The organism is Bradyrhizobium sp. LTSP885 (assembly GCF_000938305.1).
Lineage (GTDB): Bacteria > Pseudomonadota > Alphaproteobacteria > Rhizobiales > Xanthobacteraceae > Bradyrhizobium.
In genome coordinates this window covers 178819-202752 of record NZ_JYMT01000012.1, presented here as the reverse complement: position 1 = coordinate 202752, position 23934 = coordinate 178819, and the positions used below count along the sequence as shown (strand labels likewise).

Here is a 23934-nt window from a genome sequence, read left to right as displayed (position 1 = left end):
TGTCAATCGGCGTTCAAATTTGACCCCGCATCGGCGTCCAATTTTGACCCCTTTGGGCGACGGGTTTTGGCGGTAGCGCTCGCGCCGTCGGAGCTGGTCGGGGTTGCGGAGACGGTGCGAGCGCGGGTTGCGTGATCGTCGTCGCGGCTCTTGAAGCGCCAACTGTCGTTGCCGGTCTCGACGATATCGCAATGGTGAGTCAGACGATCGAGCAGCGCGGTGGTCATCTTTGCGTCGCCAAATACGCTGGGCCATTCCCCGAAGGATAGGTTGGTGGTGACGACGATCGACGTGCGCTCGTAGAGCCGGCTGACGAGATGGAACAGTAGCTGGCCGCCGGATTGAGCAAACGGAAGGTAGCCGAGTTCGTCGAGGACAATGAAGTCCATCCGGGTCAGATGCTCGGCGATGCGACCCTGCCGTCCATTGCGGGTCTCGATCTCCAGGCGATTGACGAGGTCGACTACGTTGTAGAAGCGGCCGCGGGCACCAGATCGGATGCAGCTTCTGGCGATGGCGATGGCCATATGTGTTTTGCCGGTGCCGGTACCGCCGACCAGGACGGCGTTACGTTGCTGGGCGATGAAGCCGCCGCCGGCGAGATCATTGACCAGCGTCTGGTTGATAGGAGTGCCCTCGAACTGGAAGTCCTCAAGGTCCTTGGCCAGCGGCAGTTTGGCGATGGTGAGCTGGTACTTGATCGAGCGCGCCTGCTTCTCGTTGATCTCGGCGTTGAGCAGGTCGCCGACAATGCGTTGAGGTTCGTGCTGGCGTTTGACAGCGGTCGCCATGATCTCATCGAAGGCGGCCTTCATGCCGTAGAGCTTGAGCTCGCTCATGAGGTCGAACAGTTGAGTACGTTCCATCAGATGGTTCTCCTGAGGTTGTCGTAACGGGCACAGTCGGCGATCGGGGCATGGCGCAATGTCAGCGCAGCCGGGGTGAGGATGTTGGCCGGTGGCGCAGGATCACGCTGGCGGGCCAGGATGTTGAGCACGACATCGGCGGAATGAACGCCGTGAGTGATCGCCTCGGCGCAGGCGGCTTCGACGGCCGGCAAGCCGTCGGTCAGAACTGCGTTGAGGATGTCGACCATCTGCCGATTGCCATCGTCGGCGCTGGCGAGCTTGCGCCGTACACGTTCGATCGCGGCCGGCAGTACCCAGTCCTTGAAGGGAGCGCCGTTGCGCAAGGCACCGGGTTTGCGAGCCAGCACCGGCACGTAATGCCAGGGATCGTAGACGGTATCGCCGCGGCCGAACGAGCGAGCATGCTCGGCAACGATGCGCCCGTCCTGGCGGATCACAATGCGGTCGGCGTAGGCGTGAACCTCGACAGGCCGCCCGACAGCGCTGGCCGTGACCGAGTATTTGTTGTTGTCGAAACGCACCAGACAGGTCTTCGAGACCGACGCCGGCACCGCGTGGAATCCGTCGAACCGGCCGGCATAGGGAACGAGCTTCGGTCGCTCAGCTTCGAACACCTCCCAGACCGTCTGTTCGATCAGTTCCGGATGCCGGTGCGCTTTGGCGTAGGCGATGCACTTGTCCAACAGCCACGCGTTCAACTCGTTGAGGGTTTTGAACCGCAGCCGTGGCGTGAAGAAGCGCTCCCGGACAAGTCCGACCTGGTTCTCGACCTGACCCTTCTCCCAGCCCGACGCTGGCGTGCAGGCAACCGGATCGACCAGGTAGTGGCTGCACATCTGCATGAAGCGGCGATTGTAGAGACGCCCTTTGCCGACGAAGATGGTCTCCACCGCCGTCTTCATGTTGTCGTAGATGCCGCGTCCGCAGGTGCCCTTGAACAGAGCAAATGCCCGGTCGTGGGCGTCGAACACCATCTCCTGTGTCTCGCGCGGATAGCACCGCACAAACAGCATCCGGCTGTGACAGAGCCGGACATGGGCGGCCTTCACGATCACCGTTACGCCATTGAGCAGGACGACCTCGTGGCTCCAGTCGAACTGATAGGCTTCCCCAGGCGCAAAGCTCAGCGGGACATAGGCTGCAGCCGTCGATTGCCCACGCTCTTGGCTCCACCGCCTGGCGTAACGCCGAACGGTATCGTAACCGCCATCATAGCCGCGCCCGCGCAGCTCTTCGAAGATCCGGATCAACGTCAACTGTTCGCGAGCAGCCTTAGCTGCGTTCCCCGCAAGCAATCCGTCGAGCTCCGCTGCCCATCGTCCCAGCTTCGGCCGCGGTTGGACAACACGCTCGTACTCGAATGAGGTCTCTCCCGACCTCAGCACCTTCCGGACCGTGTTCCGCGACACCTTCAGGTCCCGGGCGATCTCCTTGATCGTCTTGCCCTTGATGAAGTGTTCGCGCCGTATCCGGGCAATTGTCTCCACGACCAGCATCCCCGACCACCTGCTTCATTACAAAGCAGGCAGCGCAACAGACCAACCTGTAGGGGGTCAATTTTGGACGCCGATCCCCCGGCTTAGGGGGTCAATATTGCAGGCCGAATGACAGCAAAGGGGTCGCGGCTGTCTCCGGATCGAACTTCTCTTCGATTTTGCCCATCAAGATGCGATGGTCGCCACCCAGATGTTTCGCTTCAAGCCGGCAGAGGAACACTGCGTTCGCACCGTCCAGCGAAGGTACGCCGTCCGTTCCCGCTAGCTCCAGTTCGGGACGACGACCGGTCGCCCCTGCGTGATGGATGGAGATATCTTGCTGGCTCAGTGCCAGTATATTGACGGGAAATCCGCCCACTGCGCAGATTCGCTTTGCCGTCATGCTGCTCATCGTTGCTGACCACAGTGAGCGAATTGACAGTCATACCAGTCGGCCCTTGTTCGCTCGCGACTGCGATCAGTGCGACACCGATCGTCAGTCTCCGAAAATAAAGTTCGAAATGTTGCGCCGTATCGCCGGGCATTTCCTCGGCTCCTTGACTTCGTCCTTTATTCGTCTCTGGTATCGCCTTCAACCAAGCTTGGGCTGTATCCTGGAATACATCGCCGCAGACGTATCCCCAGATACAGCGGTGATGCGCCAATCGATGTCACCTTGCTGCGTCAACAGCAGCTGCGGGGGATTCATGACCACGACCAGGAAATGCGCGTCCAGCGCCAGGGGTATGTCCGTGGTTCTTGCCGCCGGGGCATTCGCGCTCTGCTGTTAAAGCTCCGTTCCGATTCCATCGGAACGGAGATGGCTCTAGTGGCTCGGTGTTTCGATGAGTACGCGCTTTTGGTCAGACGTTTTCGAGAAGGAGGGTTAGATGGCGCCGAACGGCAAACTCAAAACGATGTGTTGGAGGATCTGTCGTACGCTAGGAGCGGGCGCTGCGTGTTGGGCTCTAGTCTCGGGGCAGACATCGGCCGGGCCCGCCTCGCCATCTACATCCGAGGCTGCGAAGTTGAATGACGGATCGCGCATTGGGCGGAGTGCCGTCCCTAAAGCCCCTGAATACCAAGAACTCTATGAATATGATGCGCGCGCGTTGTCGCTTACGAATGCTACCTTTCCCTACGAGGTACAACAGCACCGCGCCCATGTCGTGATGCTTGCCGAGCAACACATCATCACCCGTGATGAGGTGCATACTATATTACTAGGTTTGTCAGTAATAGAAAAGCAAGCCGAGACCGATCCTTCGCTGCGTGCCTACCTGCCCTATGAGAAGGCGCTCATTAAAGAGATCGGCCATGACGCCGGAAAAATGCACACCGGACGCAGCAGGGACGACATTTTCGCCACCGTCACCCGGATGTTCTATCGCGACCAGATCAACCGTGTGATCGAGGGGCTGATCGCCCTACGCGAGGCGCTAGTTACAAAGGCGGCGGCCAATCTCGATACGGTGATGGTAGTCTACACTCACCGAAAGGAAGCGCAACCGGTTACGCTCGGCCACTATCTGATGGCTATCTCCGAGAGCGTCGGAAAGAGTATTGAACGTTACGAACAGCTCTACGCGCGCATGAACTTGAACCCGCTTGGCGCGGCCGCTTCGGCGGGTTCCAGCTGGCCGCTTAATCGCGGGCGCACGACCGAACTGCTCGGTTTCGACGGCATGGTCATCGATACGGTCGAAGGGGTTGCGAGCTGGGAGCATATCGCGGAGTTTGCCGCGGACGATGCGATCTATTTAAGCACGTTGGGCCGGCTGGCCTCCGAGATACAACTCTGGTCGACTGACGAGTACGCGGTTGTCGACCTCGATCCCTCCTTCGCCGGCACTAGCAGTATTATGCCGCAGAAGAAAAACCCCGATTCTCTCGAGCGCTCTCGCCAGATAGCGGCGGCGGCAGTGGGTCCGCTGGTCTCCATCGTGACTTCGCTAAATTCGATCGAATATCAGTTCAGCCTCGTGCGTGTCGCACTTGATCCACGCGCCATCGACGCGATGATGGCCGCGACGCATGCAATGACTGGTGTCGTACGCACGATGCAACCGGACAAGGCCAGAATGCTTAAATATGCAACCGAAAATTATTCGACGATGACGGATTTGGCAGATACGCTGGTGCGCGAAGGCAATATCGCGTTCCGTGACGCCCATGAGATCGTGGCCCATGTGGTGATCGCCGCCTTGGACCGGCACGCGACCGCCGATCAGATCACGCTCGGCATGATTCAACAGGCGGCCCAGGCCGAACTCGGCCATCCCATCACACTGTCCGCGCGCGCGCTAAAAGAGGCACTCGATCCAGTACGCAGCGTCGCTAGCCGGGATGGCGTTGGGGGCCCCGCGCCCTCGTCAGTCCGAAGGATGATCGAAACTACAATTGTTGATATTGCGGGAGAAAACGTTCGCCTGGCGGAGCGTCGAGGGCACCTAGCTGGCGCCAAAGAGATGCTTGACATAGCGGTAGTTTCATATGAGCGAAACTGAGATGGCCTCACGCGGCATGGATGTACTTAAGACCCGCGGCAAGTGTGTTGCGCAAATGCCGACACCGAGCATACTTCTTTACGAGTGTTTGTGTCGGGGTTCGGAGTTTCCCGTCCGAGCAAATTTCGATTTTCGATGAACCTCAAACAGAGCGAGTTGTCAGATCCAGACTCGCAGAATCTGTGGGGCTCGAAGATGCTTGATTTCTCGAGAAGAAGTGTCCCGGCCGCTGGTGGAGCATCGATTAGGACTGCAATAGCAGGAACGAGCAGATCAAGGGCAGATACCTGGGCGAACGGAGTCCGGGCGGTCACGTTCGACGTCCAAGGCACGTGCGTAGCCGATCCTGCGCGAAGGCGATATGATCAACTGCGCAAGGCCTTGATCTTGACTGGGCAAAGCTGTCGGGCGAGTGGCGAGACATCTACCGTGCGGCTCTTGATGACGTCATTGCGGGACGGCGCCCTTGGATCCGTTTGATCAGGTTTATCGCGAAGCGCTCGACCAACTATTCGACCAAAACAGTTTTTCTGGTGCTTTCAGTAAATACGAAAGGGACAAGCTTAATTCGGTTTGGAGTAAATTGGATGCGTGGCCGGATAGCGTCGCAGGTCTTACGCGCCTGAGAGATCGTTTCGTCTTGTCTACCTTATCGAATGCCGGCTTGGCCGCGGTGGTGTCCGTGGTCAAGCATGCAAATCTTCCGTTTGGTGCTGTGCTCACGGCGGAACTCACTCGTAGCTACAAGCCGTCACCAAGTGTGTACCAACTCGCCGTCGACTACCTTGGCTTTTCCGCCGGACAGATATTGATGGTTGCCTGCCACAAGTATGATTTGAAGGCAGCGCGGGCGAGGCCGCGGGAGCGAATTGCGTTGGCCGATAAGCGGTGCAGGTCGCGCTCGTCTTTGAGAGCAGACCATATTTTCTGATCGAGCAGGAGCGCAGCAAAGAAAAGCGGTCGGGATCGAAATCGATCCCGACCCAGTCTGGGAGAATACGGATTCCGTTCAGCTCTTGGCGGCGGCAACCGCCTTGATCTCAATGATCAGGCCTGGGCGGGCCAATCCGGCGATGTCAAGAATCGTCCAAGTCGGGTAAGGGGCAGGAACGTACCGCGCCTTGACCTTCGCGAACTCGGCGAGATGCGTGTTGAGACCGACGTGGTAGGAAACCAGTTCGACCAAGTCACTCATTTGGCACCCGGCCTCTTCCAGAACCAGCTTCAAACGTTCGAAGGCATTCACAAACTGCTGCTCGGGCGTTTCCGGGAATGATCCGTCGGGGTTGAGCCCAATTTGTCCAGCAACAAAAACGAGACCTCCAGCTTTTGCGGCTGAAGAGTACTGGAACTTGTCGAAGATCGTTCCGCCGTCGGCGGCGGCAAAAATCGGATTTGTCGAGCTGTATACTGTCTTGGTCATTCAGAGTCCTTACGGGTTTCCGGTGGGGGGGGTGTTAGAGGCGCGTCCCAGGTGCCAGTTCCAGACCGAGCAGGAGGCGGCCATAGGCCTCCGAGATCGGTTCGGGCTGAAGGAGAAAATGGGAACTCATCGCGTGGATGTCGCGAAACAGACGCTCGATCCGCGTGCCTTCCGGCAGTAGGGAGCCGCCAAGCGCTGCGAACAGCCGCTGCGTCGAAGAGAGCGCCTGTCGCGAAGCGATAGCGATCTTCGTGCGGCTAAGCCCGCGCTCTTCCGGCGTGAGTACGCCGACCTGGCCAATCCGCTCCTCGATCATGGCGGTTTCGGAAATCAGGAAATCGCGCAGAAGACTCATGGTCGCTGCGCTGCCGCCCGCATCGACCTGCGCGATCTTGTCGTTGATCTGGGCCTGCTGGTTGCCTGAACTGACACGGGCGCGCATGATCTTGACGCATTCGTCGCTGCACGCGCTCGCCACGCCGAGCGTCGGCGCCAGGACGGACATCGCGTTCGCGGTGTTGAGTGGAAAGTCGTAAAGCGGCTCGGTGTTCGGGCACGTCGGGTGCTTGTTGCCGGCCTGCAGCTCCGACCAGTTCATGAACCGGTGCGCCGGGACGAATGTCTTGCCGAGCGCGATGTTCTTGCTTCCCGTACCGCGCATGCCCATCACGCGCCAGCTTTGATGGTCGATGACGAATTCCGACCGGGGAACCAGGACCACATGGGCCGTAGGCGCGCCGGTTCCGCCGGGAATGTTGATCAGGAGACCAAGCCAATCCGATACGTCGACTCCAGATGCATACCGCCACCGCCCGCTCAACGAGATGCCGCCGTCGACAGTCTCGATCTGGATGTCCTGACCTACGCCGCCCGTCAGCATGGGAACGATCGGTGAGACGCCGGGCGCGAAGATCTCGCGTTGCGCCTCGGCCGAGAATTTGCCGAGCATGATGATGTTGGCACTCGTCAGTCCGGCCAGCCACGCGGAGGAGGAGCAGGCGAGGGCGACGTTAAACGTCGCTTCCCAGGCGAAGCGAGGCGATACGCCGAGGCCACCAAAACGGGAGGGGCGGGTTAGGTTAAAGAACCCCGTACCGAACAGGCGTTCCGCCACATCGTCCGGTATCCGTCGCGCCTCTTCGACCCGCGCGGCCTGCTCGCTGAGCCACGGTACAAGCTCGGCCGTCCGTTCGAGCACCTTTTCTGCCTCGGCTTCCATCGAAGTGGGGACTGCGGTCCGCTGCGCCAAGCCCATTGCGATTGCCTCCTCTCGCGTTATCATTCCAATGGAGTATCGCGGGGGCGGCATCTTTGCTGTATCGCCGGATACGTGCTGGTCGTTCCTTTCGAGGAATCGGTGGAAGGGGCACGGATGGTGAAGAAGCCCGCTGCGACCTGGCGCATGACGGACGCGCTCGCGGCCAAGCTACAATCGTTCGAAGGGAAGGTGCGGCTGCGCCGTTTCGCCGAAGGCGAACAGTTGTACCGTCAGGCCGAGGTCAATACCCACTTCTACTTCGTGAAGTCCGGTCTCGTGCAGGTATCGATCTTTAGGCGGGACGGCACCGAGGTGGTGCTGGAAAACATGGGTGCGAACGCCCTCTGCGGGGAGGGCGCGGCCTTTGATGGCTTGCCGCGGTTCTCGACAGCGACCGCCGTCGAAGCGACTGAAGCCCTAGAATTCGATACCGCCCACATCGAAGCGCTGATGCGCGAAGATCCCGAATTCGCGCTCGCCTTGCTGAGGCTGACCAGTCTCAAGCAGCGGATTCTTGCGCTACGGTTGGAACACCTCGTCTCCAACGATCCGGAAGAGCGCATACTCGAACTGCTCAGCCGGTTGAGCCGGATGTTTGCCGTAGATCACGAACGAGGCCGGAAGATTCTAACTCATCTCACTCACGAACAGATCGCGTCGATGACCGGTACTTCGCGCGTAACCGTCACCCGGACGCTCGGTCGGCTGCGCGACAAGGGGATGTTGTCCGTCGAGGATGGTTACACGATCCTGGCCAAAGATCTTGATGTTTGAGAGCCGTCATCCCGTCCACCAGAGTTCGTCGATGCGCCCGGGTGGCTCGATGTCGTCGTAGGGCAGGCGTGCGTATTTGCCGCCGTGATAGAGCAGCGGCGTCGCCGCGGTCGCCGGGCCGAACATCTCGTCGATGCCACCTATGAGGATGCGGTGATCGCCGCCGGGATGTTCCGCGACGAGCCGGCAGCGGAACGTCGCGTTCGCTCCCTCGATCCACGGTATGCGTTCGCTCTCCTGCCAGCGCCATGTCGGCTCCGGCAGAGGTCGGCCGGCATGATGCGTCGAGACATCCTGTTGGTCCGCCGAAAGCACATTGACTGAGAAGGCTCCGACCGCGGCAATCCGCTTTGCCGTCGCGCTGGTCAGCGATGCACAAAACAACAGCAGCGGCGGATCGAGGCTTACCGGAGTCAGCGAGTTCACGGTCATGCCTATAGGTCCTGCATCTCCAGCTACAGCGATCAGAGTCACACCAGTTGTCAGCCTGCGGAATAGCGTTCGAAAATCCTGAGTGGTGCATCCGTTCATGCCGCGGCTCTCCCTCTGTCGGCTTGTTCACTGGATCAACATTTACCGCTTCGGAGCCGGCGCCGGCTGTATCCAGCAGCACAACATCGCGGATGTATCCGCAGATACAGCATCCGCGGCGCGGCAGTGCCACCATTGCGCCAACAACGGCAACCGTGAGGGACACATGAGAACGACCACGAAGCCCGGCTTCATCGCACTCGGCGTATCGTCGTTACTGGCCGCCGCATCCATCGCATTCCTAGGGTCGAGCTCGGCAGCGGCACAGGACAAGCCCGAACTACGCATTGCCGCGATCATCGCCGTCACCGGGCCGGCGTCTGCGCTCGGTGCGCCGGAGCGCAACGCGGTCGAGCTGTTCGACAAGACCTGGTCGAGCCGGACCGATTTGCCGTTCAAGATCAAGGTCATTTCGTACGACGACGGTTCGGACCCGACCAAGTCCGTTAGCCTTACGCGCAAGGCGATCGAGGAAGACAAGGTTCACGTCGTGGTCTGCTGCACGACGACGCCGGGCTCCATGGCCATCATCGACACCGTGAGCGCCGCCAAGGTCACGATGATCTCGATGGCTTCGTCGTTGTCCATCGTCGAGCCGGCGAGCGCACGCCCGTTCACCTTCAAAACGCCGACGTCGGACAAGCTGATGCTCCAGCGCACGCTGGATTACATGAAGCGACAAGGAATCAAGAAGATCGGATTCTTCGGCCTGGAGGACGCCTATGGCGAAGGCGGACTGAAGGAGCTTCAAAACGTCGCCAAAGATACTGGCGCAGAACTCGCGGCAACCGAGCGCTTTGCCCGCCAGGATACCAACTTCACTCCCCAGGCTTTGCGCCTGAAGCAGGCTGGGCTGGATGCGGTGTACATCCACGCCATCCCGCCGTCGGCCGACCTTGCTCATGAGGCGTTAAAGCGGGTCGGTTACGCCGGGCCGATCTATCATGGCGGTGGCTCCTCGATTAATGCGTTCGTCGACATTGGCAAGGCGAACGTCGAGGGCGCCATCGTCGGTGTGGGTGCGCTAAACGTCTACGATCAGATCAAGCAGGAAAATCCGCTCCGGCCGGTGCTCGCGAAGTTCGCCGAGCTTTTTGATGGTGTGTACGGGAAGGGGAAGGTGGATCTTTTCGCCGGTCAGTCCTGGGACGCGATGATGCTGGCTGTCAACGCCTATCAGAGTGCCACCGCTTCGGGAGCGAAGGCCGACGATCTCGCCGCAATGCGTGTCGCGATTAAGGATGCGATGGAACACACCAACGACTGGCCCGGCGTGAACGGCGTGTTCAACATAACGCCGACCGATCATCTCGGCCTCGACAAGCGCTCGACCTTCCTGTCGCAGATCAAGGGCGGCAAGTTCGTCCTGATCGAGGAGTGACCGTTGCTTGACACGCTGCTCTTCCTGATCGCCGACGGCGTCACGAACGGCGCCGTCTATGGGCTGCTCGCGCTGAGCCTCATCGTGATCTACACGGTGACGCGCGTCGTCAACATCGCGCAAGGCGAGTACGTGACGCTGGGAGCGCTCTCGTTCGCGAGTGCGCTGTCGGGCACATTCAGCGTGCTGAGCGCCATCGTGGCCGGTGGCCTGGCCGCGTTCGCTCTGAAGGACATCGCGGACCGGCACTTGACTGGCGCGATGAGGATTCGCATCGTACTCTCGCGGGCGCTGTGGATCTTTATCGTGCTCGCGACGGCATGGCTCGCCAATCTCCTGCCGGGATCCTATTGGCTCGCCGTTCTCGCATCGCTTGTGGCAATCGCTTCGCTTGGCGCGCTGATTTATCGCCTGACGGTGGAGCCGGTTTCCGGCGCTTCGCCGATCGTACTGCTGATCGTCAGCGTCGGCGTCTACATGGTGCTCCACGGGACGGCAGTGTTGATCTGGGGCGCGGAACCGCGGTCCGTTCCTCCGGTGGTCGAAGGAGGCGTCCAGCTCGGTCCCGTTTTCGTCACCTATCAGAGCCTATGGATCTGCGGTGCTTCGTTGGTTGCGATGATCGCGCTGTATCTTTTTTCAGAGAGGACGTTGACCGGCCAGGCGCTGCAGGCCACGGCCGTCAACAGGACCGGTGCGCAGCTTTGCGGCATCCCGGTCGGCGTCGCCGGCCAGTTAAGTTTCGCGATCGGAGCCGGCTTCAGCGCGCTGTCTGGCCTTCTGTTGGCGCCGCTCATCACGGCCAACTACGACATGGGTCTTCCGATCGGCCTGAAGGGCTTCGTCGCCGCGGCCTTGGGCGGGATCGTTGAATATCCAACGGCGCTGGTCGGCGTCCTGTTGGTGGGACTGACCGAGTCCTTTTCCGCGTACCAGGTGAGCGCCTATCGCGACGTCGTCGTCTACCTGATGGTGATACCGATCCTGCTCTGGCGGAACGCGGTGCGCCCTCCCGAAACGCATGGGAATTGAGCATGTCGTCTCCGTCGAAGGTCCAAGGATCCTGGCGTACGCCAAACGTCGCTTCGATCGCAGTCGCTGTCGGGCTGATCGTCGTGGCCTCCGCCATCGCCATTTTCGCTCCTCAGTACAACGTCACTCTTCTGGTGACGGTGGGGCTCTCGGCCGTTGCCGCGATGGGACTCACACTCCTGTTGATCGCGGGACAGGTCTCGCTGGGCCAGGCGGCATTCATGGCCGTCGGCGCCTACGTTTCCGCGATACTTGCCCGCGATCACGGTTTTCCCGCGATTTTTGCGCTGCTCGCCGGCGTCGCCGCATCTGCGGTCTGCGGAGTGATCGTGGGTGGGATCACCTTGAGATTGAAGGGACACTTCCTGCCGCTCGCGACGCTCGCGATGGGCATGGCCTGCAGCGCCGCGATCGTGGCCGCCGGTCCCGTGACGGGCGGCGCCTCCGGATTCGGCCAGATTCCCCCGTTGTCCATTGGTGGTTTCGAACTGGTAGACGATCGCGCGTTTGCGATCGTGGTCTGGTCGATTGTGGCGGTTGCCGCTGGCGGATTCTCGCGGTTGCTCAACACCCGGACCGGCCGCGCCATCGCGGCCCTGAAGACCGACATCGAGATGGCGGAAGTGTTCGGTGTCAACGCCACGCGTCTGCGGCTTCTGGTGTTCGTCGTCGCCGCCACGTTGGCGGGCTTGTCTGGAGGGCTCTTCGCTTTCTACTTCAAATTCATCAGCCCGGCCCCCTTCGGTCTGACCTCAAGCATCAATCTTCTGATCGCCTGCATCTTCGGAGGGATGTCGCACCCGTTCGGTGCCGTGCTCGGCGCATCGGCCGTCACCGCGCTCGAAATGCTCCTGCAGAACACCGTCGCACGCATGCTCGGACTTTCCGGGAACGTCGAGATGATCGTGTTCGGCGTCGTGTTGATCGGAGTCCTCCTGAGATGGCCGGGCGGCATCTGGTCCGCGCTACACCGTGCCTGGCCGGTGTTCTCGACGTCTAGGCCCGCCCGCAACATCGAACTCACGCCGTCCAAGCGCGGCGTGGACGGCGAAGATCTTCTGTCGGTCAGCGGAATAGGGAAGAAGTTCGGCGGTCTGACGGCGTTGCGCGACGTGTCGTTCTCGGTCGGCGCCGATCAGATCGTCGGTCTCATCGGCCCCAACGGTGCGGGCAAATCCACGACGTTCAACATCGCAACGGGTCTCACCGAGCCGTCCGAGGGAAGCGTGCTCCTCATGGGAGCGCCGCCGCCGTCGCGGGCGTCGGATCTCGTCCACCGCGGCGTTTCCCGCACTTTCCAGCACGTGCGTATCGTTCTGGAGCGTACGGTTCTGGAGAACGTCGCGTTCGGCGCCTATGCGCAGGGGCGGTCCGGCATGATCGCCGGCATGTTTGGTCTGGACCAGGCCGAGGAAGCCGCGACGTTCGCGAAGGCCTGGCGCGCGCTCGAGATCGTCGAACTGGACGGACTTGCCCATGAACCCGCGTCGCGCCTCGCGATGGGCCAGGCCAGGTTGGTGGAGGTCGCGCGCGCACTGATCAGCCGCCCGCGACTGCTGCTGCTGGACGAGCCCGCAGCGGGCTTGCGTACCGGCGAGAAGCTCAAGCTCGTCACGCTGCTGCACCGTCTCAAGCGCGCGGGAATGTCGGTGCTGCTTGTCGAGCACGACATGGACTTGGTCATGAACTGCGTCGATCGGGTCGTCGTTCTGGATCGCGGGCGGGGGTTGATGACCGGCCATCCGGACGAGGTCCGCCGTGACGAACGCGTTATCGCAGCCTATCTGGGGACGTGAGCATGCCGGATCTGTGCATCAGTGGATTGAATGTGGGATACGGCCGGGCCACGGTCATCGAATCCCTCGACCTCGATGTGAAGTCCGGAGAACTGGTGACGGTCCTCGGCGCCAACGGCGCCGGCAAGTCGACCCTTTTAAATGGTATTATGGGCCTCCGCCCGCCGCGGGCCGGATCGGTCACGCTCGACGGCGTGGACCTCGCCGGCCTTCGTCCGGAGCAACTGGTCGCCCGAGGCGTGGTCCTTGTTCCGGAAAGGCGCGAGCTTTTCGGCAGTCTCCCCGTCGAGGTCAACCTCCGGCTCGGCGGCTATCGGACCGGCGCACCCGCCAAATCGCTGGAAAGGATCTACGGGCTGTTTCCGATCCTGGCCGAGCGCCGTCGCCAGAAGGCCGCGACGCTGTCGGGAGGCGAGCAGCAGATGCTCGCGGTCGGCAGGGCGTTGATGGCCGAACCCCGCCTGCTGATGCTCGATGAACCCTCGATCGGTCTGGCCCCGCTGATCGTTCAGGAAATATTGCGCGTCATCGGGCAGCTCAAGTCCGAGGGGCTGACGATCATCCTGGTCGAACAGAATGCGCGGCTGGCGCTCTCGGTAGCGGACCGAGGTTACGTGCTCGAGGTCGGTCGCATCGTGCTCGAAGGCTCCAGCGCCGAGCTTTCGGCGGATCCACGCCTGAGCCAAGCCTATCTCGGAGGTGCTGCGGATTATGCTGCCGCGCGAGATCAAGTCTATGTCGATTGAGAGAGCAGTCACACAGAACGCATTCAAAGAACTACGACCGGTATCGCGGGATACTAATTTTCAGTCCCCTGTTCTCTATTGTTTGCCGGACGATTGTGGCTGTGCGGCATGAGGTCGAGCTATGACGACGTACGACGGAATAATCATTGGAGCCGGTCACAACGGCTTGATCACGCAGGCCTACCTGGCGAAGGCGGGTCTCAAGGTGATCTCACTCGATGCCGGTCCTGTTGCGGGGGGCGGCCTGTCGACCGTCGAAGACGAAAAACATCCCGGCTTCTTCCATAACCTTCATTCCTACTTTCACCGTGGCATCACCAGCATGCCCTGGTTCACCGATCTTGAGCTCGCGCGCTACGGTGTGGAGTATCTCCAAAACGATCTGTACGTATCGGTCCTGCAGCGGGACGGGAATGTGCTGCAGTGGTGGAACGACTTCGAGCAGACTTACCGGTCGTTTGCCGCGATTGATCGCGATGATGCCGACAACCTGCGCTACTGGCGTGATCGGTTCATTCCGATTACCCGCGATATCATCCGTCCGGAGGCGGCGACGCCGCCAGAGCCGGCGGCGGTACGTCGCGAGCGGCTGCAGAAGTCCGAGGATGGTCGTCTGTTGCTGCAAGTCAGCGAACTCAGCCCCTACGAATTTGTCTCGCGGGAATTCAATCACCCGGCAATCAAGGGAGCGCTGCTTTTCATAAACGGGATGCGTGAGGTGGATCTGCGAGCCAAAGGCTTCGGGCACCATTTGCCGTCGCTGTTTGCGTCATCGGCGCAGGTCCAGACTTGCCGAGGCGGCGCCGCGTCGCTTGCGCGCGCCTTGGTTCGTTCGATCGAGGCTTCAGGCGGAACCGTGCGCACCAATGCGCCGGTCAAGCGCATCCTCTCGTTCGAAGGCCGCGCAACCGGCGTCGAGCTTCAGAACGGCGAAGTGCTGAAAGCGAGCAAGTTCGTCGTATCGAGCGTCAATCCGCACATCACCTTTCTCGATCTGATGCAGCGCTCGGAGCTACCTCCGGGATGGGCAGGGAAGGCCGAGGGCTTCGAATATAACACGCTGGGGCCGTTGTTTACGCTGCATCTAAATCTCAAAGAAGCGCCGGTTTACAAGGCTGCGGATCGATATCCCGAAGTCCAGAAGTCGCTGATGGTGATCATGGGCATCGATAAAATCGACACATTTCTCGAACTCGTTCGTAGTCACGACGAAGGAACGATCGGACCGTCGGTGCTATGGGGCGGAACGCCCACCGCGATCGATCCATCTCAAGCGCCTGCCGGCTATCACACCGCGTTCATGTGGGAAAAGACTCCATACGCGCTGCGAGGAAATTCTCTGAACTGGGTCGATGAGAAGTCGAAGCATGCTCAGCGCATGTTTGACCTCTGGTGCGAGTACGCTCCCAATCTGCGTGCGGCGACGATCGATAGTTTCGCTCAGAGTCCTCACGAAACGGCAATTCGTCATCCTAACATGCGCGAGGCGGACTTGCTGATCGGCGCATTCAGGAATGGGCAAGTCGGAGCCGGTCGACCTTTCGCCGGTGCAGAAGACTATCGGACTTTCCTGGGCGGTCTCTATCTGTGCGGGTCGTCCTCGCACCCAGGCGGCAACATTACCGGCTTGCCAGGGTACAACGCAGCGAAGGTCATCATGGGCGACCAGTTCGCGAGGCAAGGCAGTGAGACGAGCCACGCTATGATCGGCGAGAGGTGAAATGAATCGTCTTATTGCGTTCCGCGACTGCCAGGTCGAGCCCGCTATCAACACCCCGTTCTTTGCTGAGTTGCTGTCGGGTGACCCGACGACGACAGCCTGGAGACTTGCGAAAACCGATGATGGGCAGGTTTCTTCGGGTTTCTGGTCGGCAACTCCCGCGAAGTGGCGAATGGACTACAAGGTTTGGGAGTTCTGCCAGATTCTTGAAGGGACCTGCGTGATCACGCCGGATGGCGGTCTTCCCCAAGAGTTTGGCCCAGGCGATACCTTCGTATGCGAGCCCGGACTTTGTGGAACATGGGAAGTGACGTCACTTCTCAAGAAGGCCTTCGTCGTACGAAGAGTATAGCTGTCACCAGGGCGTGCGCCGATGCCATCATATCTCCTGAAGAATGCGACCGTCGTAACGATGCGCGCGGAGCAGCCTGAGGTGTCCGCCGTCGCGTTCTCGGAAGGGAAAATTACCTGGATTGGTGCGGCTGAAGACGCTCCGCCGGCGGATATTGAAATTGATCTGGAAGGGAGAACTGTACTTCCGGGCTTGATCGATGCTCATAGCCATCTGTTCTGGATGGCGCTTGACAGGTTGGAAACCCGGCTCGCTCCCGATGAAGTGTCCACTGTTGACGACGCTGTTGAAAAGGTGAGGGAGGCATCTCGCGAAGTGCCGGCGGGACAATGGATCACGGCCGTTGGGCTTAACGAATTTGCTTTAAAAGAACGCCGGCTCCCGACGCGGGAGGATCTCGACCGGATCTCTATGGCACAACCAGTGGCGTTCAAGCGTGTCTGCGGCCATGCCGCAGTAGTGAACTCGAAGGCTCTAGAGATATTGGGTATTAAAGACGGCACCGAGAGCCCGTTCGGTGGGATCATTGAGCGGGCATCTGGCAGAGCGACCGGAGTGTTACGCGAACGCGCGACGGATGGTGTCTTTGCGATGTGGCCGCTGCCACCGGAGATCGCACTCGTCGACTCCCTCAATGAGGTTGCGGCAATATATCACCGGTTCGGTGTCACCGGCGCAACCGAGGCCGCGGTTGGATTTTCGAGCGGCTTCGATGCCGAGTGGAACGTCTGGCAGTCGTTGCGGCGGCGCGGCCCTTACCAGCTGCGCATGGCGTTCATGCTAGGTTTGGATGAGAGGGAAGCACGGGCACGGGAATTGCACCCCTCGGGTGTCAACTTGGACTGGCAGGTCGACACGCTCAAGTTCTTTGCCGATGGCACCATCGGAAGCAGAACGGCCGCACTCTGCGAGCCGTATCCAGACACAAATGCGAATCGAGGCCTGCTAATGCTGCCGGTTCGGACCTTGCATGACAGCATGGTCGCTGCACACCGCGCCGGCTGGAATGTAGCGGTACATGCGATAGGAGACAGAGCAATTGATCTGGTCGTTGGCTCGTTTTCCGCGATCGCGAAAGAAGGCAGCTTGCGCCGCCATCGTATTGAGCATCTTGCGTTTCCGTCGATCACGGCAAAGGCGCGTCTTCCACAGACAGGCGTCACGGTTGTCCCCCAATACGCTTTCCTCAACGCGATGGGTGACGGCTTTGTCGAAAAGCTCGGACTTGAACGGGCCGATCGGCTCTATCCGGCGAAGTCGCTGCTCGATGCCGGGGTCCCGATTGCCGGAAGTTCCGATGCACCGGCTACGCCTCTATCGCCGTTTGTAGGCATGGCGGCGGCAGTCGAGCGGCGGTCGGCAGGTGGACATCAATTTGATCGAAGCGAATGCCTGACGGCGCAACAGGCTCTACACGCTTATACGGTTGGCGGAGCTCGCGTACTTGGTCAAGAAGGGAAGCGCGGAGTGCTGCAGGCTGGGGCAGTCGCCGATCTGGTCGTTGTTGACCGCGATCCTCGCAGCTCAAGATCGGGCTCGATCCTTGAGACGCAGATAAGTGCGACGTTCGTTCGCGGCGAATGCGTTTTCAAACATCGACTACAAGGTTGACCGGCCAATTGTATCGCCAGATACGGCGGCTAGGCAGACTACATGAGATGCTCTCCTACGCACATCGACTTATGCTACGAAGGGATAGAACAACATGAGCTTTGATAGGTTCGCGGCTGTCGCAGCAGTTCTAATACTGACTTCGATAACTGCGTCCGCTCCTGCAGAGGAAAAGCCAGAAGTCGTGATCGGTAGTGTAGTAGCATCGACTGGTCCCGCATCAGGACTCGGCATTCCAGAGCGGAATGCAATTAATCTCTTCGAAGACGATCTCGCCAAGCGCACAGATCTGCCCTTCAGGGTTCGCTTTGTCACCTACGACGACAGTTCTGACCCAACCCGATCAGTCATAAACGTGCGAAAACTTATCGAGGACGACAAAGCGCACATCGTGATCTGTTGCACGACGACGCCGTCGTCGATGGCTATTCTCGACGTCGTCAAGAACGGAAAAACGCCGAACATGGCCCTGGGATCAGCGGCCACGATAGTTGAGCCTGTCAACGAACGCTTCTGGACTTTCAAAACAGTCCCTACCGAAAGTTTGATGTTCAAGCGCATCTTTGATCACATGAAGGCGCATGGCATCAAGAAGGTCGCATTTGCAGGTTTAGACGATTCTTATGGCGAATCAGGCAAGGTCGAGTTCGAGCGTGCCGCGAAGGAGTATGGCATCCAAGTCGTCGCGTCAGAACGGTTCTCGCGAACGGATACTAATTTCACTCCGCAAGCGTTACGGCTAAGCCAAGCTGATTCCGACGCCGTCTATCTTCACGCTATTCCGCCGTCAGCAAACCTTGTCCATCAAGCGCTCAGTCGAGTTGGCTTTCGCAAGGCGATCTATCACGGCGCCGGAGTGGCGAATTGGACATTTCTCGGGATCAACCCGTCGTCGATCGAGGGAGGCCTTGCGGGAGTCGGCGCCGTGATGGTCTATGATCGGATTCCAGCGGAAAACGTGTTGAAGCCCGTTCTCGACAATTTGGTAGAGAAGTACGAATTGAAGTTCGGAGGAGCGAAGCCGGACATGTTCACGGTGAGTGGCTGGGATTCCGTCCTGGTTTCGATCGAGGCGATGAAACGGGCTATGGCAGCGGGTATATCGCCGAAGGATATCGATGCGTTTCGGGCTAAGACGCGCGACGCCATCGAAACCATCAAGGAATTCCCCGCTGCAACTGGGGTCTACAATTATTCCGCCACGGATCATCTCGGCCTAGACATTCGCGGCATGTTCGTGGCCGTCGTTCATAATGGCCGCTTTGAGATTGCCAAATGACCGCACCGCACGACGCTACTTTGATGCAAATGCTGGTGCGCCAATACATCAGCGCCATGGAAACCGACGACGTTGAAGGAGTGAAGCGGCTGAGTCGCGATCCGGCAACCCTCGAATACCCGGGTGGGTTAAAGTTTCCGAGCGTCGAGAGGCTACTTGAGTGGTCGAAGACCCGCCACAAAGGCATTCGACACATGATCGAGGACATTCGCATCATTGCAAGCGGTAAAGACGCCGTCGCCTATGTCGACGGCATACTTCGCGGCACCTGGATGGATGATACGACCTTCGAAGGAATTAGATTCATCTACAAGTTCGACATCAGCGGCGATTGTATTACGTACACCCGCTTGTGGAGCGACGTTGCCGACACGATTCTGAAGAAAGGGAGGACGACCATCTGACACGGCGCTGTTCTGCGAATGGCTGAAAATGTGTGGCGCGTCTGGTTGGAGGGGTCGAAATGCAGCGAGTGCTGATTCCGCGGTTGAATTATGGTGCAAACAGCCAGGCCTATCTCCGGCGCGTACCGGACTATGCCGCTGTGCGGGATCAAGTTTATGTCGATTGAGGGAGAAGCCTTACGCCTGCACGAACGCTACAAGCGGGGCGATGTGTCGCCGGTGGGCGTCGCGCGGGCGCAACTCGAGGCGATCGGCCGTTTGAATCCAGGCGTCAACGCCTTCGTTCTGGTCGACGACTCATTCACTTTGGAAATGGCTCGAGCGTCCGAAGCGCGATATCGCAAGGGCGAGGCGCTGGGTTCGCTGGATGGCGTCCCGATTACCATCAAGGATACGCTCAACGTCGCCGGCTGGCCGACGCGTCGGGGATCCCGTACGACGTCGAACGCGGCCGCGCCGAGAGATGCCGTCTCCATCGCGCGCCTTCGCGCGAGCGGCGCCGTCTTCCTGGGCAAGACGACGACGCCCGAATTTGCCTGGAAGGGGCTGACCGAAAGTCCGCTCAACGGCGTGACATTGAATCCGTTGGATCCGGTTCGTCATGCGGGTGGCAGTAGCGGCGGCGCTGCAGCAGCGACGGCGTTGGGGTTGGGCGTCGTCGGGATCGGAACCGATGCCGCGGGGTCGGTCCGTATTCCGGCCGCATTCTGCGGTGTGGTCGGATACAAGCCGACCTTCGGGACGATACCGCTGGATCCGTATCCGGCGGCGTTCTGGCAGCTTCCGCATATCGGACCGATCACGCGGAACGTCGCGGACGCGGCGGTCGCCGCCTCCGTAATGAGCGGCCCGGTCGGCGCGGATTGGACGTCGCTCGCTCGGACTTCGCTCGATTTCCCCCGGTCTGAACGGAAGTGGCTGTCGAAGATCCGCATCGGCGTGCCTGCCGGACTGTCCAGCTACCTCGATCCCGTCGTGAAAACGGCGTGGGAAGACGCGCTGTCTGTCATCGCCGAGGAGGCGCCGATCACGACCGTGGAAGTTCCGATCGAGGAGTCCCGAGACATCGTCGGCGCGCTCTACCGTCTCGGTTGCAGCCATGCCGTATCGCTGGTTCCCGATGAGAAACGCACCGGGCTGCACGCCGCTCTTCTCGAGTTCATTGCACCGGTGCAGAGCTTGACGGCGGAGGACTTGCTTAAGCTGCAACGACGGCGCGAAGAGATCGCGAGCCGACTGTCCGCCATTCTGATCAATGACATCGACGTGCTGCTCACGCCTACCATGCCCTGCCTGCCGTTGCGTACTGACGCGCCGGCTGCCGAAGCGGCCGACTGGTTTAGATGGTGTCCGTTCACGCCGCTGTTTAATCTCTCGCATGGTCCGGCCGTCTCGGTGCCTTGGCACAGCAAGGCGGGCGCTTTCCCCATCGGGTTGCAGGTCGGGGGCGCCCCGGGGAGGGATGGCGTAGCCATCGCCGCGGCGGCGATGATCGAGGCCCTCGATGATCGCAGGCATCCGGCGCGACCACAGGCTTGCGCCCATGTCGGTTGATCGAGCAATGCGACATGTGCTGGACGTCGGTGGCTTGGCCACGGGCGGCTCGGCCTATGTTTCGTTTCTGAGGGCGGGTCGAGGAACGCCAGTTCTCCTGCTGCACGGTTTTGCTTCCGATGCGAGCGACGATTGGGTCGAGACCGGATGGTTCGATGCTCTGGTGGCGGCGGGATTCGACGTGATTGCGCCGGACCTGCGCGGGCACGGCCGGAGTGTGAAATCCCGCGAACCCGCGGACTACCGACTGGACGCGTTTGCCGGCGACGTTGCCGCGCTGTGCGACCACTGCTGGGGAGACCTTCGGTTCAGCGTTGTCGGCTATTCGATGGGGGCGCACGTCGCGATGTCTGTGGCGCTCGAGTTGGGCGATCGTGTCGTGAGTCTGGTTCTGGGCGGCATGGGCGATCGGATCGCCGCGACCGTCGGGCTCGCACCGGAATTCGCCGACGTTCTTGATCCAGAGGACGATCGGCCGCCGAATCGACGAGAACCCCCGTCCTACGCCGTTCGTTTCAGACAGCATGCAGCATCGCGGCCGTTCAACGACCTCGCAGTTCTCGCAGCATGCCTGCGTGGGCAGTCCGGCGTCTTCGATCTAGAACGCCTATCGGCCGTGACCGCGCCCACAATGGTCATAGTCGGCGAGCAGGACAAGCTGGCTGGTGCTCCATATCGTGTTGCGGCGCTTTTTCCCGGAGGTGTCGGGCAGACTATGCCGGACGTCAATCACGCTTCTGCGCTCGCTGACGAAGACTTTCGCGAGCGAGCGCTGGCGCATCTCGCGCGCGCTTCCGCGGCGATCATCACATAGAGAGTTGAAATGACGGCCACAAGATCGCGGACTTACGATGCCTTGCCTGCTCCGTTCGGAAAGTTCGCCCACGCGACAGTGCTCCCGCTTGCGGGAACCAAGCTGGTGTTCGTCTCGGGCGTGACGGCGCGGGAATCGGGCGCGCAGGATGCGGAGGCGCAGACGCGTGTCATCTATGAGCGCATCCGATCTGTCCTTAAGGAGGAGGGCGGGGGATTCCAGCACGTCCTGAAGATGAACGTATTTGTGCTCGATATCCGCGATTACCCCGTGACGAATAAGATCCGTGAGGAGTTCTTCGCAGGGATCGATCCGCCGGCAAGCACGCTGGTCGAAGTCTCGAAATTCGTGCGTCCGGATGTCCGGGTGGAGATCGACTGCACTGCGGCGATTCCGGAACAATGAACGACAAATTGCTGAAGGCTCCGGTCATGCGCGAAGTATTGCTTTCAGACAAATTCGACCTAACGGACGGTGCGATCTTCATCACCGGAAAGCAGGCCTTGTCGAGGGTGCCGCTACTGCAGCGAGAACTGGATAGCAGGCGTGGCTTGCGCACGGCGGGCTACATCTCGGGCTATCGGGGCTCGCCACTCGGCACCGTAGACAACGAGCTCCTGAAGATCGCCGACCGGCTGAAGGCCGCGGACATCGTCTTCGAGCCGGGGCTGAACGAAGATCTGGCGATGACCGCCGTGTGGGGCAGTCAGCAGATCGACTTCGTACCCGGGCGCCGCGTCGATGGCGTGTTTGGCATGTGGTATGGCAAGGGACCCGGCGTCGATCGATCCGGCGACGCGATCAAACACGCCAACATGTCGGGCACCCATCCCAACGGCGGCGTGCTGCTGGTATTCGGCGACGACCATGCCGGCAAGTCATCGTCTCTGGCGCACCAGAGCGACCTCGCGCTTGCCGCCCATGAAGTGCCGATCCTCTATCCATCGGACGTGCACGACATCTTCAAGTTTGGCCTTGCCGGGTTCGCGATGTCGCGGGAATGCGGACTTCTCGCTGGATTGAAGCTCGTCAACGAGACGGCGGACTGCACCCAGGCTGTGGATTTTTCGCTCGACGAACTCGCTCCCGTCCTCGAAGAGAAGTCGACGGTCCGCAACGAGGTCAGCATCCGCGTGGAAATGCTGGCGGTAACGGCGCAGGACCAGAGGATAGTCCGGAACAAGCTCCCGCGCGTGCACGCGTTCACGCGACGGAATGGAATCGATCGCGTTGCGTTCGGAGCGGTGAACCCTTCTCGCCTCGGCATCGTGACGGCCGGCAAGGCTTTCCAGGACGTTGTCGACGGACTGCGGCTTATAGGTGTCGATGATGCCGTCGCGCGGCGGCTGGGCATCGGCGTTCTGAAAGTGGGCCTGATCTACCCGCTCGATCCAGAGCCTTTGAATACATTCGCGCGGGACGCTGCGGAGCTGCTGTTCGTCGAAGAGAAGCGCCCGCACATGGAGTTCCAGGCGGCCGCGCTCATGTACCATTGGGCCCGGCGGCCGAACATCTCGGGGAAGCGGACCCCGGATGGAGAGGAGCTCCTCCCGGCGGACGAGCCGTTGGATGCCGCCACTGTCGCGTTGGCCATCGGTCTTCGTATTCTCGCCGTTATTCCCGCCGACCTCGCAGAAGCCGCGGCGCTGCGCTCAGCGATCGAGGGTCTCTTCGGTCGTATGGAATCGTTCAAGCAGGTTGACGTCGGGCCGTTGGCGCGCCGTCCTGTCTTCTGTTCCGGCTGCCCCCACAACCGGTCGACCAAGCTGCCGGACGGGTCGTTCGGCGTGGCCGGGATCGGCTGCCACGGCCTGGTGCAGTTCATGGACCGCAACCCGTTGCCCTGCACCCACATGGGGGCGGAAGGAGTGAATTGGATCGGGTTGTCGCATTTCACGGACACCAAGCACGTGTTCGTGAATCTCGGTGACGGCACATTCTCCCATTCGGGATCGCTGGCGATCCGAGCGGCAGCCGCTTCCGATGCCAACGTGACTTTCAAGATACTCGTCAACGACGTGGTCGCGATGACGGGCGGTCAGACCGTCGAGAGCGGTCTATCGGTCGAAGCTATCGTGCGACAGGTCCTCTTGGAGGGGGCAAAGCGCGTCGTGGTCGTGGCCGAAGATCCGGACGCGGTGCGATCCGGACAGTCGATGCCGGCCGAGGTCGCGGTCCTTCACCGCACGCACATGGAGAATGTGCAGCGCGAACTGCGTAAGGTCCCAGGAACGACCGTGATCGTCTACGTGCAGGTCTGCGCGACCGAGAAGCGCAAGAGGCGTAAGCGAGGGCAGGTCGCCGCCGCCTCGAAGCGCGTCGTCATCAACCCCGCGGTCTGCGAGGGATGCGGTGACTGCTCCCGGGCCTCGAACTGCATGTCGGTATAGCCGCTGGAAACGGAATTC

At 60.7% G+C, this 23934-nt stretch carries 21 protein-coding genes and 1 pseudogene; 16 read left to right on the top strand and 6 right to left on the bottom strand.

The genetic code is table 11. The features are described from left to right. Window positions 1–2 precede the first annotated feature (2 nt). The 3 genes and pseudogenes from istB to UP09_RS36900 form a co-directional block, all read right to left on the bottom strand. Window positions 3–866 (bottom strand): IS21-like element helper ATPase IstB, encoded by an 864-nt coding sequence (gene istB, locus UP09_RS08815; RefSeq protein ID WP_044536175.1) that lies wholly within the window; start codon window positions 864–866, stop codon window positions 3–5. Next, window positions 796–2365, bottom strand: a pseudogene (gene istA, locus UP09_RS08810) (IS21 family transposase). The gene istB and the pseudogene istA overlap by 71 nt, the downstream one beginning before the upstream one ends. 91 nt (window positions 2366–2456) lie before the next feature. Further along, window positions 2457–2756 carry a flavin reductase family protein gene (locus UP09_RS36900; protein ID WP_082070064.1) on the bottom strand — a complete coding sequence of 100 codons (300 nt, stop codon included), beginning with the start codon at window positions 2754–2756 and terminating at the stop codon, window positions 2457–2459. 616 nt (window positions 2757–3372) lie between these two features. Here UP09_RS36900 and argH point away from each other — a divergent pair. Both argH and UP09_RS08795 read left to right on the top strand, forming a co-directional pair. Beyond that, window positions 3373–4851, top strand: a complete 1479-nt coding sequence (gene argH / locus UP09_RS08800) for an argininosuccinate lyase (protein ID WP_197082646.1) — start codon at window positions 3373–3375, stop codon at window positions 4849–4851. Between the two features lie 466 nt (window positions 4852–5317). Further along, a complete protein-coding gene (locus UP09_RS08795; RefSeq protein WP_052833036.1) occupies window positions 5318–5782 on the top strand; it encodes an HAD-IA family hydrolase in 465 nt (154 codons plus the stop codon). Between the two features lie 78 nt (window positions 5783–5860). Here UP09_RS08795 and UP09_RS08790 read toward each other — a convergent pair whose 3' ends face one another. Both UP09_RS08790 and UP09_RS08785 read right to left on the bottom strand, forming a co-directional pair. Further along, window positions 5861–6274, bottom strand: a complete 414-nt coding sequence (locus UP09_RS08790) for a RidA family protein (RefSeq protein WP_044537672.1) — start codon at window positions 6272–6274, stop codon at window positions 5861–5863. Window positions 6275–6308: 34 nt separating this feature from the next. After that, window positions 6309–7529, bottom strand: a complete 1221-nt coding sequence (locus tag UP09_RS08785; RefSeq protein WP_044537671.1) for an acyl-CoA dehydrogenase family protein — start codon at window positions 7527–7529, stop codon at window positions 6309–6311. Window positions 7530–7646: 117 nt separating this feature from the next. On the opposite strand from UP09_RS08785, the gene UP09_RS08780 reads away from it, so the two are divergent. Beyond that, entirely contained in the window at window positions 7647–8306 is a 660-nt protein-coding gene (locus UP09_RS08780) for a Crp/Fnr family transcriptional regulator (RefSeq protein ID WP_044537670.1), read from the top strand. Between the two features lie 6 nt (window positions 8307–8312). Here the strand turns inward: UP09_RS08780 and UP09_RS08775 are convergent, their stop codons facing one another. Beyond that, window positions 8313–8837 carry a flavin reductase family protein gene (locus UP09_RS08775; protein ID WP_044537669.1) on the bottom strand — a complete coding sequence of 175 codons (525 nt, stop codon included), beginning with the start codon at window positions 8835–8837 and terminating at the stop codon, window positions 8313–8315. Window positions 8838–9003: 166 nt separating this feature from the next. Here UP09_RS08775 and UP09_RS08770 point away from each other — a divergent pair, with 166 nt between their 5' ends. From UP09_RS08770 to UP09_RS36895, 13 genes are all read left to right on the top strand, one after another. Next, window positions 9004–10218 (top strand): ABC transporter substrate-binding protein, encoded by a 1215-nt coding sequence (locus tag UP09_RS08770; protein ID WP_044537737.1) that lies wholly within the window; start codon window positions 9004–9006, stop codon window positions 10216–10218. Window positions 10219–10221: 3 nt separating this feature from the next. Beyond that, complete coding sequence (locus UP09_RS08765) at window positions 10222–11250, top strand: branched-chain amino acid ABC transporter permease (protein WP_044537668.1); 1029 nt, start codon at window positions 10222–10224, stop codon at window positions 11248–11250. Between the two features lie 2 nt (window positions 11251–11252). Next, entirely contained in the window at window positions 11253–13046 is a 1794-nt protein-coding gene (locus UP09_RS08760; protein ID WP_052833033.1) for a branched-chain amino acid ABC transporter ATP-binding protein/permease, read from the top strand. Between the two features lie 2 nt (window positions 13047–13048). Continuing rightward, on the top strand, window positions 13049–13792 hold the full coding sequence (locus tag UP09_RS08755) for an ABC transporter ATP-binding protein (protein WP_044537665.1): 744 nt from the start codon (window positions 13049–13051) through the stop codon (window positions 13790–13792). Between the two features lie 121 nt (window positions 13793–13913). Next, entirely contained in the window at window positions 13914–15512 is a 1599-nt protein-coding gene (locus tag UP09_RS08750; protein ID WP_044537664.1) for a phytoene desaturase family protein, read from the top strand. 1 nt (window position 15513) lies between these two features. Further along, on the top strand, window positions 15514–15864 hold the full coding sequence (locus tag UP09_RS08745) for a cupin domain-containing protein (RefSeq protein ID WP_044537663.1): 351 nt from the start codon (window positions 15514–15516) through the stop codon (window positions 15862–15864). A gap of 21 nt (window positions 15865–15885) precedes the next feature. Next, window positions 15886–17475, top strand: a complete 1590-nt coding sequence (locus UP09_RS08740; RefSeq protein ID WP_082070060.1) for an amidohydrolase — start codon at window positions 15886–15888, stop codon at window positions 17473–17475. Between the two features lie 94 nt (window positions 17476–17569). Further along, window positions 17570–18754, top strand: a complete 1185-nt coding sequence (locus tag UP09_RS08735; RefSeq protein ID WP_052833032.1) for an ABC transporter substrate-binding protein — start codon at window positions 17570–17572, stop codon at window positions 18752–18754. Then, window positions 18751–19158 (top strand): hypothetical protein, encoded by a 408-nt coding sequence (locus tag UP09_RS08730; RefSeq protein WP_044537661.1) that lies wholly within the window; start codon window positions 18751–18753, stop codon window positions 19156–19158. Before UP09_RS08735 ends, UP09_RS08730 begins: the two co-directional genes overlap by 4 nt. Window positions 19159–19314: 156 nt before the next feature. Then, on the top strand, window positions 19315–20712 hold the full coding sequence (locus UP09_RS08725; RefSeq protein WP_044537735.1) for an amidase: 1398 nt from the start codon (window positions 19315–19317) through the stop codon (window positions 20710–20712). After that, the gene (locus UP09_RS08720; RefSeq protein WP_052833030.1) at window positions 20663–21526 is read left to right on the top strand and encodes an alpha/beta fold hydrolase; all 864 of its coding nucleotides are present in this window, start codon (window positions 20663–20665) and stop codon (window positions 21524–21526) included. Before UP09_RS08725 ends, UP09_RS08720 begins: the two co-directional genes overlap by 50 nt. 9 nt (window positions 21527–21535) lie before the next feature. After that, a complete protein-coding gene (locus tag UP09_RS08715; RefSeq protein ID WP_044537660.1) occupies window positions 21536–21931 on the top strand; it encodes a RidA family protein in 396 nt (131 codons plus the stop codon). Continuing rightward, the gene (locus UP09_RS36895; protein WP_052833029.1) at window positions 21928–23916 is read left to right on the top strand and encodes an indolepyruvate ferredoxin oxidoreductase family protein; all 1989 of its coding nucleotides are present in this window, start codon (window positions 21928–21930) and stop codon (window positions 23914–23916) included. The genes UP09_RS08715 and UP09_RS36895 overlap by 4 nt, the downstream gene beginning before the upstream one ends. Window positions 23917–23934: the final 18 nt, after the last annotated feature.

Excerpts from the sequence above, each read along its gene's own strand:
- istB (WP_044536175.1), bottom strand. The coding sequence starts at position 866 with ATGGAACGTACTCAACTGTTCGACCTCATGAGCGAGCTCAAGCTCTAC.
- UP09_RS36900 (WP_082070064.1), bottom strand. The coding sequence starts at position 2,756 with ATGAGCAGCATGACGGCAAAGCGAATCTGCGCAGTGGGCGGATTTCCC.
- UP09_RS08790 (WP_044537672.1), bottom strand. The coding sequence starts at position 6,274 with ATGACCAAGACAGTATACAGCTCGACAAATCCGATTTTTGCCGCCGCC.
- UP09_RS08785 (WP_044537671.1), bottom strand. The coding sequence starts at position 7,529 with ATGGGCTTGGCGCAGCGGACCGCAGTCCCCACTTCGATGGAAGCCGAG.
- UP09_RS08780 (WP_044537670.1), top strand. The coding sequence starts at position 7,647 with ATGGTGAAGAAGCCCGCTGCGACCTGGCGCATGACGGACGCGCTCGCG.
- UP09_RS08775 (WP_044537669.1), bottom strand. The coding sequence starts at position 8,837 with ATGAACGGATGCACCACTCAGGATTTTCGAACGCTATTCCGCAGGCTG.
- UP09_RS08770 (WP_044537737.1), top strand. The coding sequence starts at position 9,004 with ATGAGAACGACCACGAAGCCCGGCTTCATCGCACTCGGCGTATCGTCG.
- UP09_RS08760 (WP_052833033.1), top strand. The coding sequence starts at position 11,253 with ATGTCGTCTCCGTCGAAGGTCCAAGGATCCTGGCGTACGCCAAACGTC.
- UP09_RS08755 (WP_044537665.1), top strand. The coding sequence starts at position 13,049 with ATGCCGGATCTGTGCATCAGTGGATTGAATGTGGGATACGGCCGGGCC.
- UP09_RS08750 (WP_044537664.1), top strand. The coding sequence starts at position 13,914 with ATGACGACGTACGACGGAATAATCATTGGAGCCGGTCACAACGGCTTG.
- UP09_RS08745 (WP_044537663.1), top strand. The coding sequence starts at position 15,514 with ATGAATCGTCTTATTGCGTTCCGCGACTGCCAGGTCGAGCCCGCTATC.
- UP09_RS08740 (WP_082070060.1), top strand. The coding sequence starts at position 15,886 with ATGCCATCATATCTCCTGAAGAATGCGACCGTCGTAACGATGCGCGCG.
- UP09_RS08735 (WP_052833032.1), top strand. The coding sequence starts at position 17,570 with ATGAGCTTTGATAGGTTCGCGGCTGTCGCAGCAGTTCTAATACTGACT.
- UP09_RS08730 (WP_044537661.1), top strand. The coding sequence starts at position 18,751 with ATGACCGCACCGCACGACGCTACTTTGATGCAAATGCTGGTGCGCCAA.
- UP09_RS08725 (WP_044537735.1), top strand. The coding sequence starts at position 19,315 with ATGTCGATTGAGGGAGAAGCCTTACGCCTGCACGAACGCTACAAGCGG.
- UP09_RS08720 (WP_052833030.1), top strand. The coding sequence starts at position 20,663 with ATGATCGCAGGCATCCGGCGCGACCACAGGCTTGCGCCCATGTCGGTT.
- UP09_RS08715 (WP_044537660.1), top strand. The coding sequence starts at position 21,536 with ATGACGGCCACAAGATCGCGGACTTACGATGCCTTGCCTGCTCCGTTC.
- UP09_RS36895 (WP_052833029.1), top strand. The coding sequence starts at position 21,928 with ATGAACGACAAATTGCTGAAGGCTCCGGTCATGCGCGAAGTATTGCTT.